Below are 15,733 nucleotides of genomic sequence, written 5' to 3' on the forward strand. Positions count from 1 at the left end.
AAAGGGCCCTGTCCACTGCGTTCTTTGCCGACTGTCAGGGATTTTGGGGGTCCAAGTCAGCTCCTCCGCTGATGAAGTAGTCAGCTGCTGGAATTGCAGGCCCGGCATTGACGGCAGCTCTGTAGCTCTCTTTAACTATTTTAGCGAACGCTGCAGCCCTTCGCTGATTCCCCCCTATGGCGCCGCGAAGCCAGTCATGGCCGCCATATTCCCAATGCAGTCTCCCAATCTCACCGCGAAAATGCCGCTCCAGGGTATACCTGAGAGTGGAGTCGTCCACATCTCCCAGTTGATATGCCGCGTACCACCTACCCATGATCAGATTGGCGAATATGATCTGCCGGTACCGCTCGAAGGGCATCGGACCATTGGGGGGTTCCAGGCATTCTGCCAGAGCGCGATCTCCCATAGTCAGGTAGATCATTTGCCTATGGGTCGACCTGTCTCGTTCATCTCTGGCGGCCTTTGTCTGCTGCTCTTGGAGCGTGAGCGAGATCGCGACGCCAGCTAGGGCAATTCCAGAGATCACCACGCATTGCACCTTCGCGATCGTCGCGGCCGTCGCCGCCGCCGGGGGCGAGGACGGTGGTGAACCAGGAGTGCACGGGGGGCGAGCGCCGGAGCCGCGGGCCACCCCTTGACCGCGCCCAGGAGCCGCCAGTACCGCTCGACGTGGGGATCGGCGGTCGTCCGCAGGCGGGCGAGGAGCCAACGGCGCAGACCTCCCTCGCCTTCGTCGGCGCGCTCGTACGCGTGGGCGTAGAGGCTGCCGAGTGAGCCGGCGAGCAATGCTCCCCCGGCCGAGTCCGGCAGGAGTCCGACGGACACGGCCTCGTCGATCCGCTCCCGCATCGCCCGGTCGAGCACGCCCTGCACGGCGACGACGTCCCGCCGGTCGGGCTCCACCGCCTGCTCCTCGGCGGTGCGACGGATCGCGGCCCGGAAGTCCTCGTCCTGGCAGAGCCCGGCGAGTTCCACCCAGGCCTCGACCTGGTCGGGCGTGGGGTCGTCGGGGAGCTCGGGCACGACGGAGCGCATCAGCTCCGCGAACTCGGTCTGGGTGTGAGGCTCTTCGAAAACCTCGTCGATGAAGTCACTGATCAGTCGCCGCTGTTCGGTGCGGGAGAGCGTGGCGAGTCGGTGCATGAGGTCCATCTCCAGGGGGGTGGGGCCGCGTCCGGCGACCGCGCGGAGCACGGCCCGGCGCAGGCGGAGGGGGCGGATCTGTACGTCCAGGGCGTCGGCGTGCGCCGCCGCGACCTCCGGTATGGACGTTTCCCGGTCGAGCACCTTGCGTACGGTCTCCAGGCCGATCCCGAGATCGCGCAGGGTGCGGGCCAGGTCGAGGCGGGCGAGCGCGTCCGGCCCGTAGAGCCGGTATCCCGCCGGGCTCCGCTCCGTGGGCGGGACGATGCCCTTGTCCGAGTAGAACCGGACGGTCTTCACGGTCAGACCGGTCCGCCGGGCCAACTCCCCGATCGAATACAGAGTCGCGCTGTCCATGGGCACCAGCCTGCTGTCTCCCCCCACGGGAGACTCAACCCAGCGGCCTGGCCGTCTTGCGGGGGTCGTGGGTGGCGACCATGTCGACGAACCGCCGGACCTGCTCCTCGGCGGACACGTCGCGAGACACCGCAACCTCGTGGACGAAGGTGCTCCCGATCGCGAACGGCGCCTCGAGAGGGCTGAAGTGCACCGCGATGTGTGCGGCCCCCTGGCTCCGCAGCGGATAGACGGTGTTCACGCCCCGCCCCCAGCGCTGGAAGCAGCCGGACGCGGCGAGCTCCAGGGTCATCAGCCGGGCGACGCTGTCCACGGGCTCCTCCCAGCTGAGATCCGCCACGGCCCGCGCCAGTTCGGCGTCGTACGCGTCCGCGTCGAAGTGGACATCGGCGGGAACGGGGAGCCGGACGTCTTCCGTGTTCTCCCAGCCCGTCCACTCCACCCGGTCGGCCCGCCGCCGGATCGTGACGAAGGTGCCCCCGCAGCAGTCGGTGACGCAGTCATTGTTCGTCAGCTCGACCCTGCGCGGCTCGTCGGAGGCGGCCAACGGCCACTCCTCGGCCGGGCCGAACCACCTCCCGCGCCAGCAGCTCGACACCCCTCCGGGGTGCAGCTCCTCCAACACGTCCCGCCCGTCGATCAGCAGGCGCATCTCCCCCCACTGACTGATGATGCGATCAGGACGCGGCACAACGAACTCGAGACGAAGGACACTGACGTCCGGAAGAGACTCCATCCCCCATCGTCGCCGAGACCCCGAATCCGAAGAACCGAATATCCCCGAGCAGCACGAACAGCCCCCGCGCCCGGTCGGCGAGTGCAATCCCGCGTCTGGCAGGGTCCGTCCCATGGATTGCACCTTCTGCGGGCTCATCCGTGAAGGCATCACGGGGTGGGTGGCTCGTGGTCCGGTGGCCTGCGCCTTCACTCCCCTGAACCCGCTGGCGCCGGGCCACACCCTGGTGGTCCCGACGCTCCACTACGCGGACATCTTCGAGACCCCGCCCGAGGTCCTTTCCGTGGTGACGGCACTGGTCCAGCGGGTGGCCGCGGCCACGCGCACGGCCTTGAACGCCTCGGGCGTGAACATCCTCAGCGCACATGCCTGCACCGCACGCGAAGCGTCCGACAGGCTGCGGCCCGGTCCCTGGCACCGAACCGGCACCGACGTCGAAGGGCCAAACCCGTGCCGTGGGCGCGCCGGGGGGCTCCGCGGGCGGCACCCCGGCCGGTGGGCGTCAGGATCTGCAGAACGCCATCGGGGCAGGCGGGGGCTATGAGCGCGAGCAGCGCCCGTATCTCACCCATCCGGGGGTGGTCGGGGTGGAGATGGCGTTCGCAGGCGGTCAGCGCCCGCCGGGCCTCCTCCTCCGCCTCCTTGTGGCGGCCCAGGCCGTGCAGGGCCACGGCAGTTGCCAGCTCGTGCGCGCCGGCGTAGGCGGGGTACAGCTCGGGAGAGTGGCGGTGGGGTTCGGCCAGGGCCTCCTCGTGACGCCCCTGGCCCGACAGGCTGTGAAGCAACAGCTGATGCATATCGTTCAGCAGGTACCCGTCGGCCCGGGGCAGGTGTCCGCGGGCGATCGTCTCCGCTTCGTCATGTCGGCCCAGCGCGCACAGGGCCTGGCCCATGCGCACCAGCGCGTCCGGTTCCAGCTCCAGACATCGGTCGCGTACATGGTCCGCGTCAGTACCCGCAGGACGGCCTCTGCCTCGGCTTCGGCAGGCCGTCCCTCGTCGATCAGCAGCCCTGCGCGGATGACCCGGGCCCGCAGCTGCAGCAGCCGGTCCTCGCCGGTCAGGTGTTCCAGTTCCGCGATCAGGCCTTCGAGCTGTGCGAGCACTGCCGCTCCCCGGCCGTGGGAAAACGCCGCCAGAGCGGCGTAGTACCTGGCCTCCCTGGGATCCCGGCGAGCCGGGCGTGCGAGCCCGGGCCTACGCCGACGTCCTACGCTCGGGGCGGGAGAGCTCGTGGACCAAGGGCTTGGGCAAAGCCGCCTCTCGCGGGTGGCTTGCCCCGGCACTCAGGGTTGTCCGGCGGCCGGCTCCCACAGCGGGCGGGGCAAGTCCGGTGCCGTCGCAGTGGAAGCACCGGCCGCCGCCGGGCGTGCTTCGGGCCCGATGGTGCCGACGGCCTGGCGCAGGAGCTGGGTGAGACCGTGGACGTGGGCCGGGTGCAGGGGTACGACCCGCCCGTGGCTTCCCGACGGACGCGCCGCCGGAACGAGAGGCGCCCGGCGGGCCGCCGGCCCGCCGGCCCGCCGGGCGCCTCTGTGCGCTGTCACCGGTTCAGCAGGTGATCGTGGATCCGTCCAGAGCGGACTCCATGGTCACGGCGAACTCCGTCGGCCCGTCGGACCCCACCCGGAGCAGCGCCGGGGCACCGTCCACCTCCTTGTGGAAGCACATGCCGGAGCCGCTCCAGAACCGGGCCGGGGCCTGCTCCCGGGTGCCGACCGCTTTCCATCCTTCCTTGCTCGCGGGGTCCCAGTAGTGGGCGACCAGCGACTTGGCGTCCATGTCGTGGGTGTAGGCGCTGTTCGCCATCACCCAGGGATCGCCGCTGTCGTCCATGCACTCCACGTAGGTTCGATCCGTGACGGGCGTGGCGCCGGCTGGGACGGCGGGCGCCGCGGCCGAGACCCGGGCCATGCGCTCGACCGCCTTGCTCTCCTGGCACGAGCCCTCCGACCCGTAGAAGAGCAGATACGCCGACCCGGCCAGCAGAGCGAGGTCCGGTCACGCAGCCGACGATGACGGCCAGGACCACGAACGGTCCGCGGCGCGGGGATAGTGTGGTGATCAAGGGTTCCCTTCCTATTTTCGCCACAGCACGCCGTTGTAGAAGTAGACGCGTGCGAAGAAGTAGAGGGTCGTCCAGAACACGCCCCAGGTGTGCCAGCTCAGCATGGCTCCCCAGTTCCGCACGGCAAAACTGCGGGCGAGGGAGTTGCTGTGCTGGTCGATCTGGGTGTCGCGTCCGGTCTGGCCCCATTCATGCGCGTCTCCCAGCCTCTTGGCCGCTCGTGCGCCAAAGTCGAAGGTCAGGCTCGCCTGCCACATGAAGTGCCGGATCGGGTTGTTCTTCGCGCCGCTCCGGAAGGTCGCGAGCAGCATTCCCGAAATCGCCGAGGCGAGGGCGCAACCGCGCCATCCGAGCGACATGCAGGCGTTGGCCTCGATGATCTTCTTGCGCCAGGACGTGGACATCCGGCCGTCCAGGTCCCGCTGGTTGACCGGGCCCGCGTTACTCGTACGGGTTGGCGCTGCCGCCGTAGACCAGGTCCGAGGAGAGGAAGCGGCCGGTGGACGGGTTGTAGAGGCGGGCGCGCCCATTAGGGTCAGACCGCTGGGCGTCTCGCCGGAGCGCTGATGGCCGCCGAGCCAGCCATAGCGGGCCGCGGCCTACCCCCCGCGGGCTTGCCGTACTCGTCGGTGTCCAGCTCCACGGGCGGCTGGCCCGCGGTCAGCGGGAGCTGGACGGCGACGGAGCCCTGGACGACATCCCCCGCCTTGCTCGTCGTGGTCAGGCCACCGGCAGAGACGACGTTGCGGGTCACCGCACCGGTCGCGGTTCTGCGGTGCGCGCGTACGAGCGGACCGGCACCGCCCGCGACCCTGGCACCGGCGCTGTAGTACCGGGGTCGGGTCAGGCGGCCTCGACGGTGGCGATGCGGTACACGACGTAGAAGGCGACCGAGGCCAGCAGTGCGAGCCTGACGGCCGAGAGCCACAGGGCCAGGGTGCGGGGGCGCTCGGTCCTGACCCGTGAGAGGAGGACAGTCGTCCCGGCCAGCGACGAGACCAGCAGGAGGGCAGCCAGGAAGAAGGCCAGCGCCATGGGTGAGGTGGGCTCGGTGGCAGGGCCGTAGTCCTCAGTGATGCCGGGCAACAGCAGGCCTATGGCACACAGCACGAGGGACGTCAGGATCGTGGCCAGGGAATCGAAGGCAAGGGTGATGGCCCAGCCGACGGGCAGTCGACGGGACGGGCGCGGCATCTGGTTCACCGGCATGCGTTTCTCCGTGGGGATGAGGTGGGGGCGCGCGGGGCGCGGGGCGGTCGTCGACCGCCCCGCGCCCCGCGGTCGGTCACATGTAGTCGCCGCGGTTGGCCATCCTCCCCGTGTTCCATGCCCGCTGGCAGCGGCTGCAGGCGGCATTCTGGGCACCCCAGCGCGTCCACGCCGTAATCTGCGACCCGATGCTGCGTCCCACCCTGTTGTTGTGGTAGTCCGCCATGGAGTCGGCGCGGTCCTTCTTGTTCTTGGTGTACCGGTGTTTGACCTCGTGGGCGTCACCGAAGGCCTTGGCGATCGTGTGGCCGAGGTCCCACACGAGCATCGCCTGCCAGATGCAGTGCCGGTAGGCGTTCTGCTTGTTGGAGTCCTTGTAGGCGCGCTTGGCCGTCTGGGACGCCCACCAGCTCACGTCCGCCACACCCCAGCAGGCCCACCAGTACCGGGCACACGTCTTCGCCTCGTGCGCGATGTCGTTGATGCTGAAATTCCCACTGACGTCCTTGCAGCCGACCGGATCGCCGGAGCAGTAGTCGTAGGCATTGGCGTTGCCGCCTTCGACCGGGTCGACCGAGGTGAACCTTCCGGTGACCGGATCATAGAGCCGCGCCCCCATCAGGACCAGGCCGGACTGCGTCTCCGCCGAACGCTGGTCGGTACCCACCCAGCCGTAGCGGGCGGGCGGGCTCGCGGCCCGGCGCTGCCCGTACTCGTCCGTGTCGAGGACCCCGGGCGCGACCGAGGCGTCCAGCGGGAGCTGGAGCGCCACGTCCCCGTGGAGCGAGGACAGCTGCAGCACGACCTGACCGGTCTTGCCGGTGGTCGCCGAGAGGCCTCCGCCGAGCGAGTCCACGTTCCGGGTTACTTGGCCGGTGGCCGTGTCCTCAAGGATCCAGCTCGGGCTGTCAGAGTCGCTGGCGTAGTGGTTGACGCGGGCGGCGTTCTGCACCCAGGTCGACCCGCTTCCCGACTCGACCGTCCAGGACCTGAAGCGGTGCGCGGCGTCCAGCTGCCAGGTCTGGCGCTTGCCGGGCACGGTCTCGCGGTGGACTAGGTCGTTGGCGTAGTACTCGATGCCCGTGCCGCCCGGCTGCGCGGTGACGCGGCCGAAGGCGTCGTAGGTGCGGCCGCCGGAGACGAGACGGTCCGCGGTGTCGTAGGACTGGTTCTGCACGGTCCCGCTCGAGGTCGGGCAGGCCGCGCCCGCCGGGGCGGAGGCCGTGGCCAGCGCCGTGCGGTTGCTGCGCGAGTCGAAGGTGTACGAGCGGGTGGTGCAGACGGTCTCTGCGGTGTCCGCCACGGTGGTGAGCCGGCCGACCGCGTCGTAGCCGTACTCCTGCTCGGACCAGCCGGAACGGGTGGCGGCCTGGCCGTGCACGGTGTTGGTCAGGGTGTCCGAATAGACGATCTCCCCGTCGCTGTCGCGGGTGTATGTCCGCTGTGTGCGGCCGCCCGAGGGGTCCTCCACGGTCTTCACCCGGTATCCGCCGGGCAGCGTCTCACTGTCCACGCTGCCGTCGGGGGTGTAGGTCGCCGTGAAGGCGCCTGCCACGGAGTCGACGACCTTGGTGGCCAGGCCACGCGGCTCGGCGGCGTGGTCGTAGGTGAAGGTCCGCGTGCTGGGAACGCTGTCGGTGACCTGGACGGGACGGCCGAGGACGTCGTAGGAGACGCTCGTGGTGCCGCCGTCGGCGTCCGTGTACGAGATCTGGCGGCCCAGCTTGTCGTACGCCTTGGTGACGGTGCCCCCGGTGGGCGACGTGGTCCTGGTCGCACGGCCGGACACGGCGTCGTACTCGGTGGTCACCTCGGGGACCGCCTGACCGCCGTTGCCGGTGACCGTCACCGTGGTGGGCCGGCCGGCGGCGTCGTTCGCGGTGGTGATGGTGCGCGTGGCGCCGTTCGCGCTTTCCGTGATCTTGGCCGTGTTGCCCCACCAGTTGTACTCGCTCGTACGGGTGGTCCGAGCGGTGGGGTTGGAACCGCCGCCGGTGATGGCGCCGCCGGGGCCGGTGGAGCACACCAGGTCGGCCCACTCGGGACGGCCCTGGCAGGTGCCGGTACCGGTGGCGGACCAGTAGGTGGTCACTGTGGTGGCCGCGTCGTTGCCGGTGCCACCGGGAGCGACCTTCTTGGTCACCCGACCCTGTGCGTCGTATTCGGTGGTCGTGGTGATCGCGAGACCGGAGGGGTCCTGGATCTCCTGGACGGCCAGGCCGCGGGTCCAGTCGTAGAGGGTCTGGGAGACCCGCGTGTCGGCGTGCACCAACGGGTGTTCGCGCACCTGAGCGCCGACCGTGCGTCGGGTGATCCGGTCCGAGACTACTGCAGACCCGTCGGTGGGGCGTCCCGCGTCGTATTCGGACACGGTCCATGCGCGGGCGATGACGGAGGTGCCCGCCGCGACCAGCGTGGTGGCGCCGCTCTTCAGGTCGTGCGCGAGGGTTGCCCTGTGCAGCGGTCCGAAGCCGGCCAGTTCACGGGTGCCGGTGCTGTTGCGGACTGTGCGGGTGGAGAGCAGTTCGGCCCGCTCCGCCGTGGGCAGCGATCCGATGCCGAGGTCGGCCTGGACTGCGGCGGTCTGGGATCCGATGCCGAGCGCGATGGCACGGTTGCCCGCGGACAGCTCGCGCACGGTGTTGCCGAACCGGTCGAACTCGGTGGAGTCGATGTGGCCGCCCGGCCGGGCGGTGTTCACCTTGCGGGCCGATGCGTCCAGGTAGTGGACGGTGGCGCGGCCGTAGTCGCCGGCAACGAGACCTGTTCCCACGTGTGAGGCCGGGACGGTGTCGGCCTGGAAGACCGCGGTCGCGTCGGTCGGCCCCTCGGACTGGCCCCACGCCCTGACGTCGTTCGCACCCATCTTGTGGGGTGCGGAGCCGCCCGTGAGGGGCACCTCGTAGACGACCGAGGTGGTCGCCGTGCCCTCCTGCACGTCTGCGGTGCCCTGCTTCAGAGCGGAGCGGGACGCCTTGAGCAGCATGCCGTCGCTGGCCGCGCTCCCCGTTCCGGCCTTGCCGTAGGTGAGGGTCCAGGGCAGGTCGGAGCCCGGCGTGAGCGAGGTGACGCGGCCGGCCGCGTCGTACGCGTACTGCGTCTTGGCAGTCTCCGGCAGGCTGGGGTTCCATTCCTGGCGCAGACGGCCGCCGTTGTCGTACCGGTAGGTCGCGACCGTCTTGGCGGTGGCGCTCGCCGCACCCGGGACGGTCGACCAGAGGCGGAGCTCCTTGACCCGGCCGGTGAAGTCACCGAGGACGAGAGTGGTAGCCGTGGTGCTCGTGGAGTAGACGAACTCGACGACGCGGCAGCCCTTGGTGGAGGGGGTGGCGTTGCAGGTGCTCGCAGTGATCGCCGAGGTCGGTGCGATGACCTTCGCCGGCCGGGCGAGCTGGTCCGCGCCAACGGTGACCGTCTCGGAGACGACCGTGGTGGTCGAGTCCGAGATGCCCTCGATCTGGGTGCTGGAGACCTGCCAGGTCGGCGAAGTGGGGGTGGGCTTGGTGAACTTCGTGATCGTGCCGTCGGGCTCCGACAGCGTGAAGTCGGTGGTGACCGAGCCCTGGAGGGTGAGCTGCTGGGCACCGGCCTGGGCAATCCACCCGTTGCGTGCCGCGTTGGCGGTGAAGTGCGTTTCGCCGCCGTCGGAGCCGACCACCGCGACGGCGGTGTCCGAGATCCGCCGGAGGTGGCTGAACGCGGAGGCGGCCGTCTCCGCCCGGATGCCGGAGATCCACTCGTTGCCGAAGACGGGCGCCTGGCCGGCCTGTCCGCCCGCCTGCGGGTTGCGCGAGGAGGAGGTGCGGCCGATGGTGATGCCGAAGTAGGCGGTGTCCGTCTGGGACAGGCGGTGGTCCCCGGTGAGGAGGTTCAGCGAACCGGGGCCGACGGGGGTCGCTGCGGCTCCTTCGCCGTCACGGTCGACCATGACGGAGAGGGGCGCGGTGCTGCCGGATGCGGAGGCGGGACCGGTGTAGTCCGCCTTGATCTGGATGCTGCCGTCGGGGTCGACCGTGCTCGTGGCCTCCCATACGAGGGGGGCGTTCTTGCCGCCGGTCAGCGGCACGGGCCATGCGGCCAGCGGTGCTCCGCCCGACGTGACGTGGGCGAGGGGGATCTGCGTCCAGGCATCGGCCTCGGAACGGCGCCAGGAGAAGGACACCTTGTCGTAGCGGGCGGCATCGCCCTCGGCCGCGAGGGTGATGCGGCGCGCGGTGCTCTCGTCGTCCGCGGGCTGCAGGAACCCGCCCGGACCGGCGTGGAAGGTGTACTCGACGGCAGGGGACTTGTTGTCGGCCTTGTCCACGGAGCGCACTTCGATGACGTGCGTGCCGTTGTTGGGCGGGGTGACGGGGAGGGCTATGTCGGCGGGGCCGCCGTTGGTCGCGGCCTTCGTCCACGTCACGCCGTCCAGGGACCACTCCATCCACTGGTGGTCGGAGCCTGACGGCGGTGTGACGGTGAAGGTGCCGGCCTGTCCGGCTCCCTTGACCCAGCCGCTCGTCGGGTAGTCCGTGGAGACCACGCGGGCCGGGGGCTGCGGGACGGTGGTGTCGACCGTGAAGGTCTTCCAGGCCGACCAGCCCAGGTTGTAGTGGGTGCCGTCGTAGGGGGAGGTGCGGAACTTGTACGTCTTGCCGTTGGTCAGCACACCGGCCGGGACGGTCACCGAGGCGACCTGGCCGGAGGGGACGAACGGGGAGACGATCACGTTGCCGACCTGAGTGTCGGTGGCCGCGTCGAAGATCTGGAAGGTGCCGTTGACCTTGTCCCCGTTGGCGTCGACGAAGGTGTCACGCAGGACCGGCGTCACTGTGTTGACGGTGTAGGCGCCGCCGTAGGAGAAGAACGGCGGTCCCGCCTCCTGGTTGGTGCCGGTACGCGGACGGTAGTTGTAGGTGACCGTCAGCTTCGGGACGTTGGCGGAGGCGTTGGCGGAGTTGACGCGTTTCCACTGCTTGGTGTTGTTCTCGTCCGTGGCGCGCAGGCCCATGCTGGAGAACGTCCACTTGTTGTTGGCCCAGTGCTGGACCAGGTTCTTGACGTCCGCGGTGACCCAGCCGTCGGGCTGGGAGGCACAGCCCGGGTTGCCCTTGGTCTCGGTGGAGGTGGCCATCTTGGTGACCATGGCCGGCTGGTTGGTCCAGCGGGAGGCCGTGGTGGGCCCGTTGGAAGTCCACACCTCCCAGGGCTGGGCGGAGCAGTCGGTGTTCCCGGAGTGGAAGTTCCACAGCGACAGCTTGGCGTCGGAGATCAGTGCGTCCGCGACCGGTGCAGTGTTCCAGGTGATGAAGGAACGGGCCGTACGGAAGGTGCCGTCGGCGTTCTTGGTGCCCGGGTTGCCGAGGTCCAGCTCGGTGTCGTTGGACCAGTCGACGGTCTCGCCCTGCTGGACGTAGGTGTCGAAGAGGTTCCCCAGGGAGGACGTCGACGGGTCGACCGTCACGGGGTACTTGGTGGCCGGATCGGCGAGGAACCCCGCGTCGGGGGTGACGACGAGATCGGCACCGTCCTTGGTTTTGACGACCTTGAGGGCGACCTTGGCACGTCGGACGTGCTCGCCCGAGGCCGCGTCGACGGTCGAGTCCCACATGAGGGGGGCGGGCATTGTCGCGGTCTTCTGCGACTTTTCGTCGGTGAACAGCACACTGCCGTCGGCCTGCTGCTCCGCCTTGAGGCCCTTGGTCTTCAGCGGCAGCGTGTAGGAGAAGCCCGCCGTCGGCTTCGCCTTGACCTCGACGAACTGCTCGAAGCCGGTGCGGGTCGCCTCGACGACCACGTCGGCGCCGGGCACCGCGTCCGGGTAGGTGGCGCGGGTGCCGTCCAGCACCGGGGCCGGCAGTCCGCCACGCCACTGCAGGGTGATCGCCTCGTCGCCCTGCCCGAGCGTCACCAGGTCGGTGCCCGGGGCGGACTGGGCGGCGCTGAGCGACCGGGCCTTCGTCCCCTTCTTGCCCGAGAGGCGCAGCCCCTGCGGGTGCGCCTTCGACGTCACGGAGCCGTCGGGTGCCGTGGTGAGGTCGACGTCGACATCGCGCCACTGGCCCGCCGCGTCCTTGAACCGGATCGGGCCGGCCGCGACCTCCGAGGTGAGCGAGCCGTCCTTGTTGACCCACGTCGTCGACGTCTCCGAGCGCTCCGACAAGGCTTCGACCCGTCGGCCCGACAGACGTGCGGCCACGCGGGCCGAGGGTATATCCGCGGCTGACGCTGCCGCGGCCGTACCGGGCTGTCCCAGAGGGGCCTGCGGGGGACCGGCGAAGGCGGTCCCGGCGCCTTGGAGCGTCGAGGCCGCCACCACCAGGGCCATTCCGGCGGCGGTGGCACCTAGTCGCGCCGGGCCACCCGTCACTGCCCGGCCACCCCACCAGCGGGCGACCGGTCTCCTACGAAAATTCACTGCTTCCCCAGAAAGAGAGCCACGAGGCACATGGCTGAAAATAGCCGGTGCAGATCAGAACTTAACCGGGCCTGGAGATCCCAAAGTGGGCAGAACGGGCCATGCTGCACCCGGATCTGATGAAGCGTTACCAAAAGGTGAGCAAACTGCCATCTGGTTCATGTCCATCGCCTCCCACCCCCTGACCAGCCTGTTCTCTCCAGCAAGAAGGGGCGTCGCCCCGTGGATCGTTCCACGGGGCGACGCCCCTCGCGGGAGAAGTGCGGCTATCTCAACGCGGTGTCTTCGAGCCGAGGCCCCCGGGGGTGGAAGGCACCCAGTCGGGAGCCGACGCGGCCTCCTTCGGGTCGGGCTCACGCATGTCCACGCGCCAGCCGTCCTCGCCGGTGCTGCCGGTGAGGCGGACCGAGAAACCCTTGGCCTGCGTGGTGTCGTGGAAGTACACGACGACGAACTGCCGCACGGAACCCTCGTCGTAGAACTCCGCGGTCACCTTGCCACCGGCCCCCTTTCCGAAGGCCTGGATCCAGTTCTGCGCGGTCTTCCCGGCCTCGCTCTTCGCGCCGTCGGAGTCGGTGTCGGCCGCAAGCGACTCCAGTTCGCCGGTCCGGCCGTCCGCCAGCCGCCAGATCAGCTCCTGCGTGATCCGGAGGGAGTCGGAAGTGGGATACCCGACCACGCCCAGCGGTTCGTGGTTGGAGTAGTCCGTCGCGTACCGGAGCCCGTCCTCATCGGCGGCGCAGGCGCTGAGCGCCCCCGCCGCCAGAACGGCCACCAGCACAGCCCGTACGGCCGGAGCGGCCCTCATCGCGCGCCTGTCGGGCGGATCGCGACGATCGTGGCGATCGGCTGGCTGGTGCGCTTATTGCGGGCGATGGCGTCGTCCAATGTCGTGCGGTCCGGTCCGCCGTGTTGGGCCATGTGGATGCGGCCCCCGTAGTTGGCGGTGACGACGGCGGCGTGCTCGTAGACGCTGTCGCCCCGGTAGTGGAAGAAGAGTATGTCTCCCTTACGGATGTTGTGGACGTTGTTGATGTAGGAGCCCGGCCGGTGCCAGGCCAGGTGGCGGCGAAGGTTCTCGGCCCCGGACCACGTGTAGCTGGCCTTCACCGGCCAGCTGTTCCACCAGGGGTTCTTGAACCAGACGTCGTCGCGCTTGTACCAGCCCGACCGCATTTTCATGCCTCCACCGTAGTAGAGGGCCTTCGAGACGAAGTTCGTGCAGTCGTACTTGTACTCCCACTTGACGCCGGTGTTGTTGTACGCCCAGCTTCCGGTGCCCAGACCGTTGATGTACGACGCGGCGTAAGAGGCCGTGCGGACGCCTGCTGCGGGCGCCTCGCCGGAGGGAAATCCGTCCGCGCCGAGCGCCAGCGCTCCGGTCTCGTCGGCCGGCGGACCGACGGCGTCCGCCGGGGTCGCCATCACCTGGGTGGCGGCGGCGGCCGTGGCCGACAGGGTCTGCCCTGCCTGGCCGTCGTCGGACTCGCTCAGGAGCTTGACGGTGTCACCGGAGACCGAGAACAGGAACCGCTTCGCGTTCTGGTTCTCCGACACCTGGTCGGTGCCGTCGATGCGGATCGTCATCGTCTCCGCGACGGTGGCGCGCAGCACCGGCTGCCCGGTCGCACCATCGGTACCCGCCACCGTCTCCGTCAGGGCCGAGGAGGCTCCGACGTAGGACTGGTTCCTGGTGGCAAGGGCCTCACGGGCCCCGACGAGGCTGTCCTCCTGCGTGCCGAGAAGGTCGCCGAAGACGGCGCCGTACGGGGACTCGGCGGCCGCGTCGGCGGCGGTGAGGCTCGTACCGACGACGACCCTGTTGCGTGCGTTCAGGTACGCCTGGACGTAGTCCTTGTAGCGCGCGGCTCCGCCGGCCAGCATGGCTCCGCGCGCCAGGGCGGACCGGGACACGGGACCGCTGCCCACGGCGTTCTTGACCGTGACGGCGACCCGGTAGGAAGTGGCGTTGTCGAGCCCGCCGAAGACGGCGCGCGGCGTCTGGCCCTCCCAGCTGCCGACGACCGTTCCGTCGCTCTTCTCGGCCTTCACCACGTAGGTGAGGTCACCGGTGGTGCCGCTGTCAGGGGCGCGTTCCAGGTGGCAACCAGGCCCGTGTCGCCCGGAACGGCAACGACCTCACCGGCGGCTCCGGGGGCGGTCAGCGGCAGGTACTCGATGGTCAGCTTCGGCCGCTTGGTGGCGTCCGCCGCTTCTCTCGCTCATTTCGACCTGTTGCTTCCGACGGCAATCGATCATGGTGCGGTCTGCCACGGCCCGTACCGCTGAGGCAGGTCGCGCCAAGGAGCCCCGGTCCGCAGCCGCCGCAACACACCATTGACCACCTGCTGTCGGTGATCACGCCACGGACGGCCACGTCCGTCCGCCTGCGGCAGCAGGGGCTCTATCCGATCCCACGCCGTGTCCGTCACCTCCCCTCAACCTGCCACAAGACCGATTATTGGACCGGCTATAGGGTCCTCCCTGTGGCGAATCATCAGGACGAGACCAGAGCGGCCTACGACGGAGTCGTTGAGCTGTACGCATCGCTGTTCGCAGACCGGCTGGAGACGCAGCCGTTCGCCCGGGCCATGATCGGCACTTTCGCCGAACTGGTGCGCGCGACCGGCAACCTGCGGGCAGCGGACGTTGGGTGCGGGCCCGGACATCTGACGGCCATGCTGCACGAACTGGGCCTCGACGCCTTCGGACTCGACCTTTCCCACGGCATGGTCGACCACGCCCGGCGGGCCCATCCGGCGCTGCGCTTCCAGGAGGCGCGGATGGAGTCCTTGCCGATCGAGGACGGTGTGCTCGGCGGCGTACTGGCCCACTACTCAATGATCCACACCCCACCAGAGGAACTGCCCGAGCTGCTCGCCGAGCAGGTCCGCGTCCTGGCGCCAGGTGGCGTACTCCTGGTCTCCTTCTTCGGGACCGACGGACCGGAGCCGGTCAAGTTCGACCACAAAGTTGCACCTGCCTACAGCTGGCCAGCGGACCACCTCGCCAAACTGCTCACCGATGCCGGACTCGTTCCTTTCGCTCGGCTGCTCCACGACCCGGCCTCCGAACGGGGCTTTCTCGACGCCCACCTGCTGGCCCGCCGCCCATAGGTCCATCCGTCCGGCTGGCGGGCTGGCTCCATCCGCTCGTCGCGCGCGTCAGGTGGTGCTGGTGGGCAGGCTCCGGACAGGGCTGCGGCGGGTGGTGTTGTCGGTGTGCCGGTCTAGCTCTGTGCGGAGTTCGTGGATGACCTGGGCATAGACGGCGACGTGCTCGCGGAGCTGGTCGTTGTCCTCCCGCAATGCTTGGGCGGTGGCTTCGGCGTCGACGGCGCGTGCGTGGAGGTGCTGGAAGGCGGGCGGGATGCCGTTCGACTCGGTCTTTCGGCGGGCGAATTCTTCTTTCAGGTCAACATGCTTGTGTGTCAGGACCCAGCGCTTGACGCCGGCCTCGGCGGCGAGTTGCAGCGTGGTGAGCGCCCCGGTGGACCGGGTCGGGCGGCCGTCGAGCAACCGCTGGATCGCCGCGGTGATGGCGTCACGTTCGGCATTGCGGTCAGTCATCGTGGGGTTCTCCGGTGTTGGCGTGGGCGGTGATGATGCGCTCCAGGCGGTCGAGCTCGTGCTGTTCGCGGGTGTGTCGGAAGGCGGGAGCCAGCGGGTCGTCGACGATCGGCCGTAGCTGGGCGATCTGAGCGTGGACCTGTTCGATGTCGCGATCGGTTCGCGCGATGTTGACGCAGTTCGGGCGGCAGTCGTCGAGGTCGCTGAGTGCTTCGCCTGACCTCATCCCCGACAGGTAGCTGATCACGA

14 protein-coding genes and 3 pseudogenes are annotated in these 15,733 nt (G+C 69.5%); 2 read left to right on the plus strand and 15 right to left on the minus strand.

Annotated features, from left to right (window positions below; genetic code table 11):
* Nucleotides 1-34: 34 nt before the first annotated feature.
* Genes OHA91_RS00740 through OHA91_RS00750 form a run of 3 tightly spaced genes read right to left on the minus strand, consistent with a single transcriptional unit; the run spans nt 35 to nt 2,155 of the window.
* Nucleotides 35-532, minus strand: coding sequence for a DUF6082 family protein (locus tag OHA91_RS00740; RefSeq protein WP_328738281.1), 498 nt, complete (start codon nt 530-532; stop codon nt 35-37).
* Nucleotides 526-1,503, minus strand: coding sequence for a MerR family transcriptional regulator (locus tag OHA91_RS00745; protein ID WP_266496722.1), 978 nt, complete (start codon nt 1,501-1,503; stop codon nt 526-528). Before OHA91_RS00745 ends, OHA91_RS00740 begins: the two co-directional genes overlap by 7 nt.
* Before the next feature lie 34 nt (nt 1,504-1,537).
* Nucleotides 1,538-2,155 (minus strand): hypothetical protein, encoded by a 618-nt coding sequence (locus tag OHA91_RS00750; protein ID WP_328738282.1) that lies wholly within the window; start codon nt 2,153-2,155, stop codon nt 1,538-1,540.
* Between the two features lie 196 nt (nt 2,156-2,351).
* Here OHA91_RS00750 and OHA91_RS00755 point away from each other — a divergent pair.
* Nucleotides 2,352-2,540 (plus strand): annotated as a pseudogene (locus OHA91_RS00755) (HIT family protein); the annotation flags it as partial.
* Between the two features lie 55 nt (nt 2,541-2,595).
* Here the strand turns inward: OHA91_RS00755 and OHA91_RS00760 are convergent.
* From OHA91_RS00760 to OHA91_RS00800, 10 genes and pseudogenes are all read right to left on the minus strand, one after another.
* On the minus strand, nt 2,596-3,036 hold the full coding sequence (locus OHA91_RS00760; protein ID WP_328738283.1) for a tetratricopeptide repeat protein: 441 nt from the start codon (nt 3,034-3,036) through the stop codon (nt 2,596-2,598).
* A gap of 5 nt (nt 3,037-3,041) precedes the next feature.
* The gene (locus OHA91_RS00765; protein ID WP_328738284.1) at nt 3,042-3,344 is read right to left on the minus strand and encodes a hypothetical protein; all 303 of its coding nucleotides are present in this window, start codon (nt 3,342-3,344) and stop codon (nt 3,042-3,044) included.
* Between the two features lie 445 nt (nt 3,345-3,789).
* Nucleotides 3,790-4,152: a hypothetical protein gene (locus OHA91_RS00770; RefSeq protein ID WP_328738285.1), complete on the minus strand. Its 363-nt coding sequence runs from the start codon at nt 4,150-4,152 to the stop codon at nt 3,790-3,792.
* A 165-nt stretch (nt 4,153-4,317) separates the two neighbouring features.
* Nucleotides 4,318-4,710: a DUF6973 domain-containing protein gene (locus tag OHA91_RS00775; protein WP_328738286.1), complete on the minus strand. Its 393-nt coding sequence runs from the start codon at nt 4,708-4,710 to the stop codon at nt 4,318-4,320.
* Nucleotides 4,696-5,075: pseudogene (locus OHA91_RS39790) on the minus strand (RHS repeat-associated core domain-containing protein); the annotation flags it as partial. The pseudogene OHA91_RS39790 and the gene OHA91_RS00775, both read right to left, overlap by 15 nt.
* 74 nt (nt 5,076-5,149) lie before the next feature.
* Nucleotides 5,150-5,515, minus strand: a complete 366-nt coding sequence (locus OHA91_RS00780; protein WP_266496711.1) for a hypothetical protein — start codon at nt 5,513-5,515, stop codon at nt 5,150-5,152.
* A 76-nt stretch (nt 5,516-5,591) separates the two neighbouring features.
* Complete coding sequence (locus tag OHA91_RS00785) at nt 5,592-11,825, minus strand: RHS repeat-associated core domain-containing protein (protein WP_408059145.1); 6,234 nt, start codon at nt 11,823-11,825, stop codon at nt 5,592-5,594.
* A gap of 361 nt (nt 11,826-12,186) precedes the next feature.
* Nucleotides 12,187-12,723: a hypothetical protein gene (locus OHA91_RS00790; protein ID WP_328738288.1), complete on the minus strand. Its 537-nt coding sequence runs from the start codon at nt 12,721-12,723 to the stop codon at nt 12,187-12,189.
* Nucleotides 12,720-13,970, minus strand: coding sequence for an amidase domain-containing protein (locus OHA91_RS00795; RefSeq protein WP_328738289.1), 1,251 nt, complete (start codon nt 13,968-13,970; stop codon nt 12,720-12,722). Before OHA91_RS00795 ends, OHA91_RS00790 begins: the two co-directional genes overlap by 4 nt.
* Before the next feature lie 206 nt (nt 13,971-14,176).
* Nucleotides 14,177-14,347, minus strand: a pseudogene (locus OHA91_RS00800) (transposase); the annotation flags it as partial.
* Nucleotides 14,348-14,401: 54 nt separating this feature from the next.
* Here OHA91_RS00800 and OHA91_RS00805 point away from each other — a divergent pair.
* Nucleotides 14,402-15,031: a class I SAM-dependent methyltransferase gene (locus tag OHA91_RS00805; protein ID WP_328738290.1), complete on the plus strand. Its 630-nt coding sequence runs from the start codon at nt 14,402-14,404 to the stop codon at nt 15,029-15,031.
* 48 nt (nt 15,032-15,079) lie between these two features.
* Here the strand turns inward: OHA91_RS00805 and OHA91_RS00810 are convergent, their stop codons facing one another.
* Nucleotides 15,080-15,484 carry a hypothetical protein gene (locus OHA91_RS00810; protein ID WP_266496701.1) on the minus strand — a complete coding sequence of 135 codons (405 nt, stop codon included), beginning with the start codon at nt 15,482-15,484 and terminating at the stop codon, nt 15,080-15,082.
* Entirely contained in the window at nt 15,477-15,731 is a 255-nt protein-coding gene (locus tag OHA91_RS00815) for a hypothetical protein (protein ID WP_328738291.1), read from the minus strand. Before OHA91_RS00815 ends, OHA91_RS00810 begins: the two co-directional genes overlap by 8 nt.
* Between the last annotated feature and the right edge of the window lie 2 nt (nt 15,732-15,733).

Origin of the sequence: Streptomyces erythrochromogenes (genome assembly GCF_036170895.1) — a bacterium.
Lineage (GTDB): Bacteria > Actinomycetota > Actinomycetes > Streptomycetales > Streptomycetaceae > Streptomyces > Streptomyces erythrochromogenes.

Coding starts and splice junctions, on each gene's coding strand:
- OHA91_RS00785 (WP_408059145.1), bottom strand. CDS start 11,825: ATGGCCCTGGTGGTGGCGGCCTCGACGCTCCAAGGCGCCGGGACCGCC.
- OHA91_RS00775 (WP_328738286.1), bottom strand. CDS start 4,710: ATGTCCACGTCCTGGCGCAAGAAGATCATCGAGGCCAACGCCTGCATG.
- OHA91_RS00745 (WP_266496722.1), bottom strand. CDS start 1,503: ATGGACAGCGCGACTCTGTATTCGATCGGGGAGTTGGCCCGGCGGACC.
- OHA91_RS00770 (WP_328738285.1), bottom strand. CDS start 4,152: ATGGCCCGGGTCTCGGCCGCGGCGCCCGCCGTCCCAGCCGGCGCCACG.
- OHA91_RS00790 (WP_328738288.1), bottom strand. CDS start 12,723: ATGAGGGCCGCTCCGGCCGTACGGGCTGTGCTGGTGGCCGTTCTGGCG.
- OHA91_RS00760 (WP_328738283.1), bottom strand. CDS start 3,036: ATGCATCAGCTGTTGCTTCACAGCCTGTCGGGCCAGGGGCGTCACGAG.
- OHA91_RS00750 (WP_328738282.1), bottom strand. CDS start 2,155: ATGCGCCTGCTGATCGACGGGCGGGACGTGTTGGAGGAGCTGCACCCC.
- OHA91_RS00810 (WP_266496701.1), bottom strand. CDS start 15,484: ATGACTGACCGCAATGCCGAACGTGACGCCATCACCGCGGCGATCCAG.
- OHA91_RS00780 (WP_266496711.1), bottom strand. CDS start 5,515: ATGCCGGTGAACCAGATGCCGCGCCCGTCCCGTCGACTGCCCGTCGGC.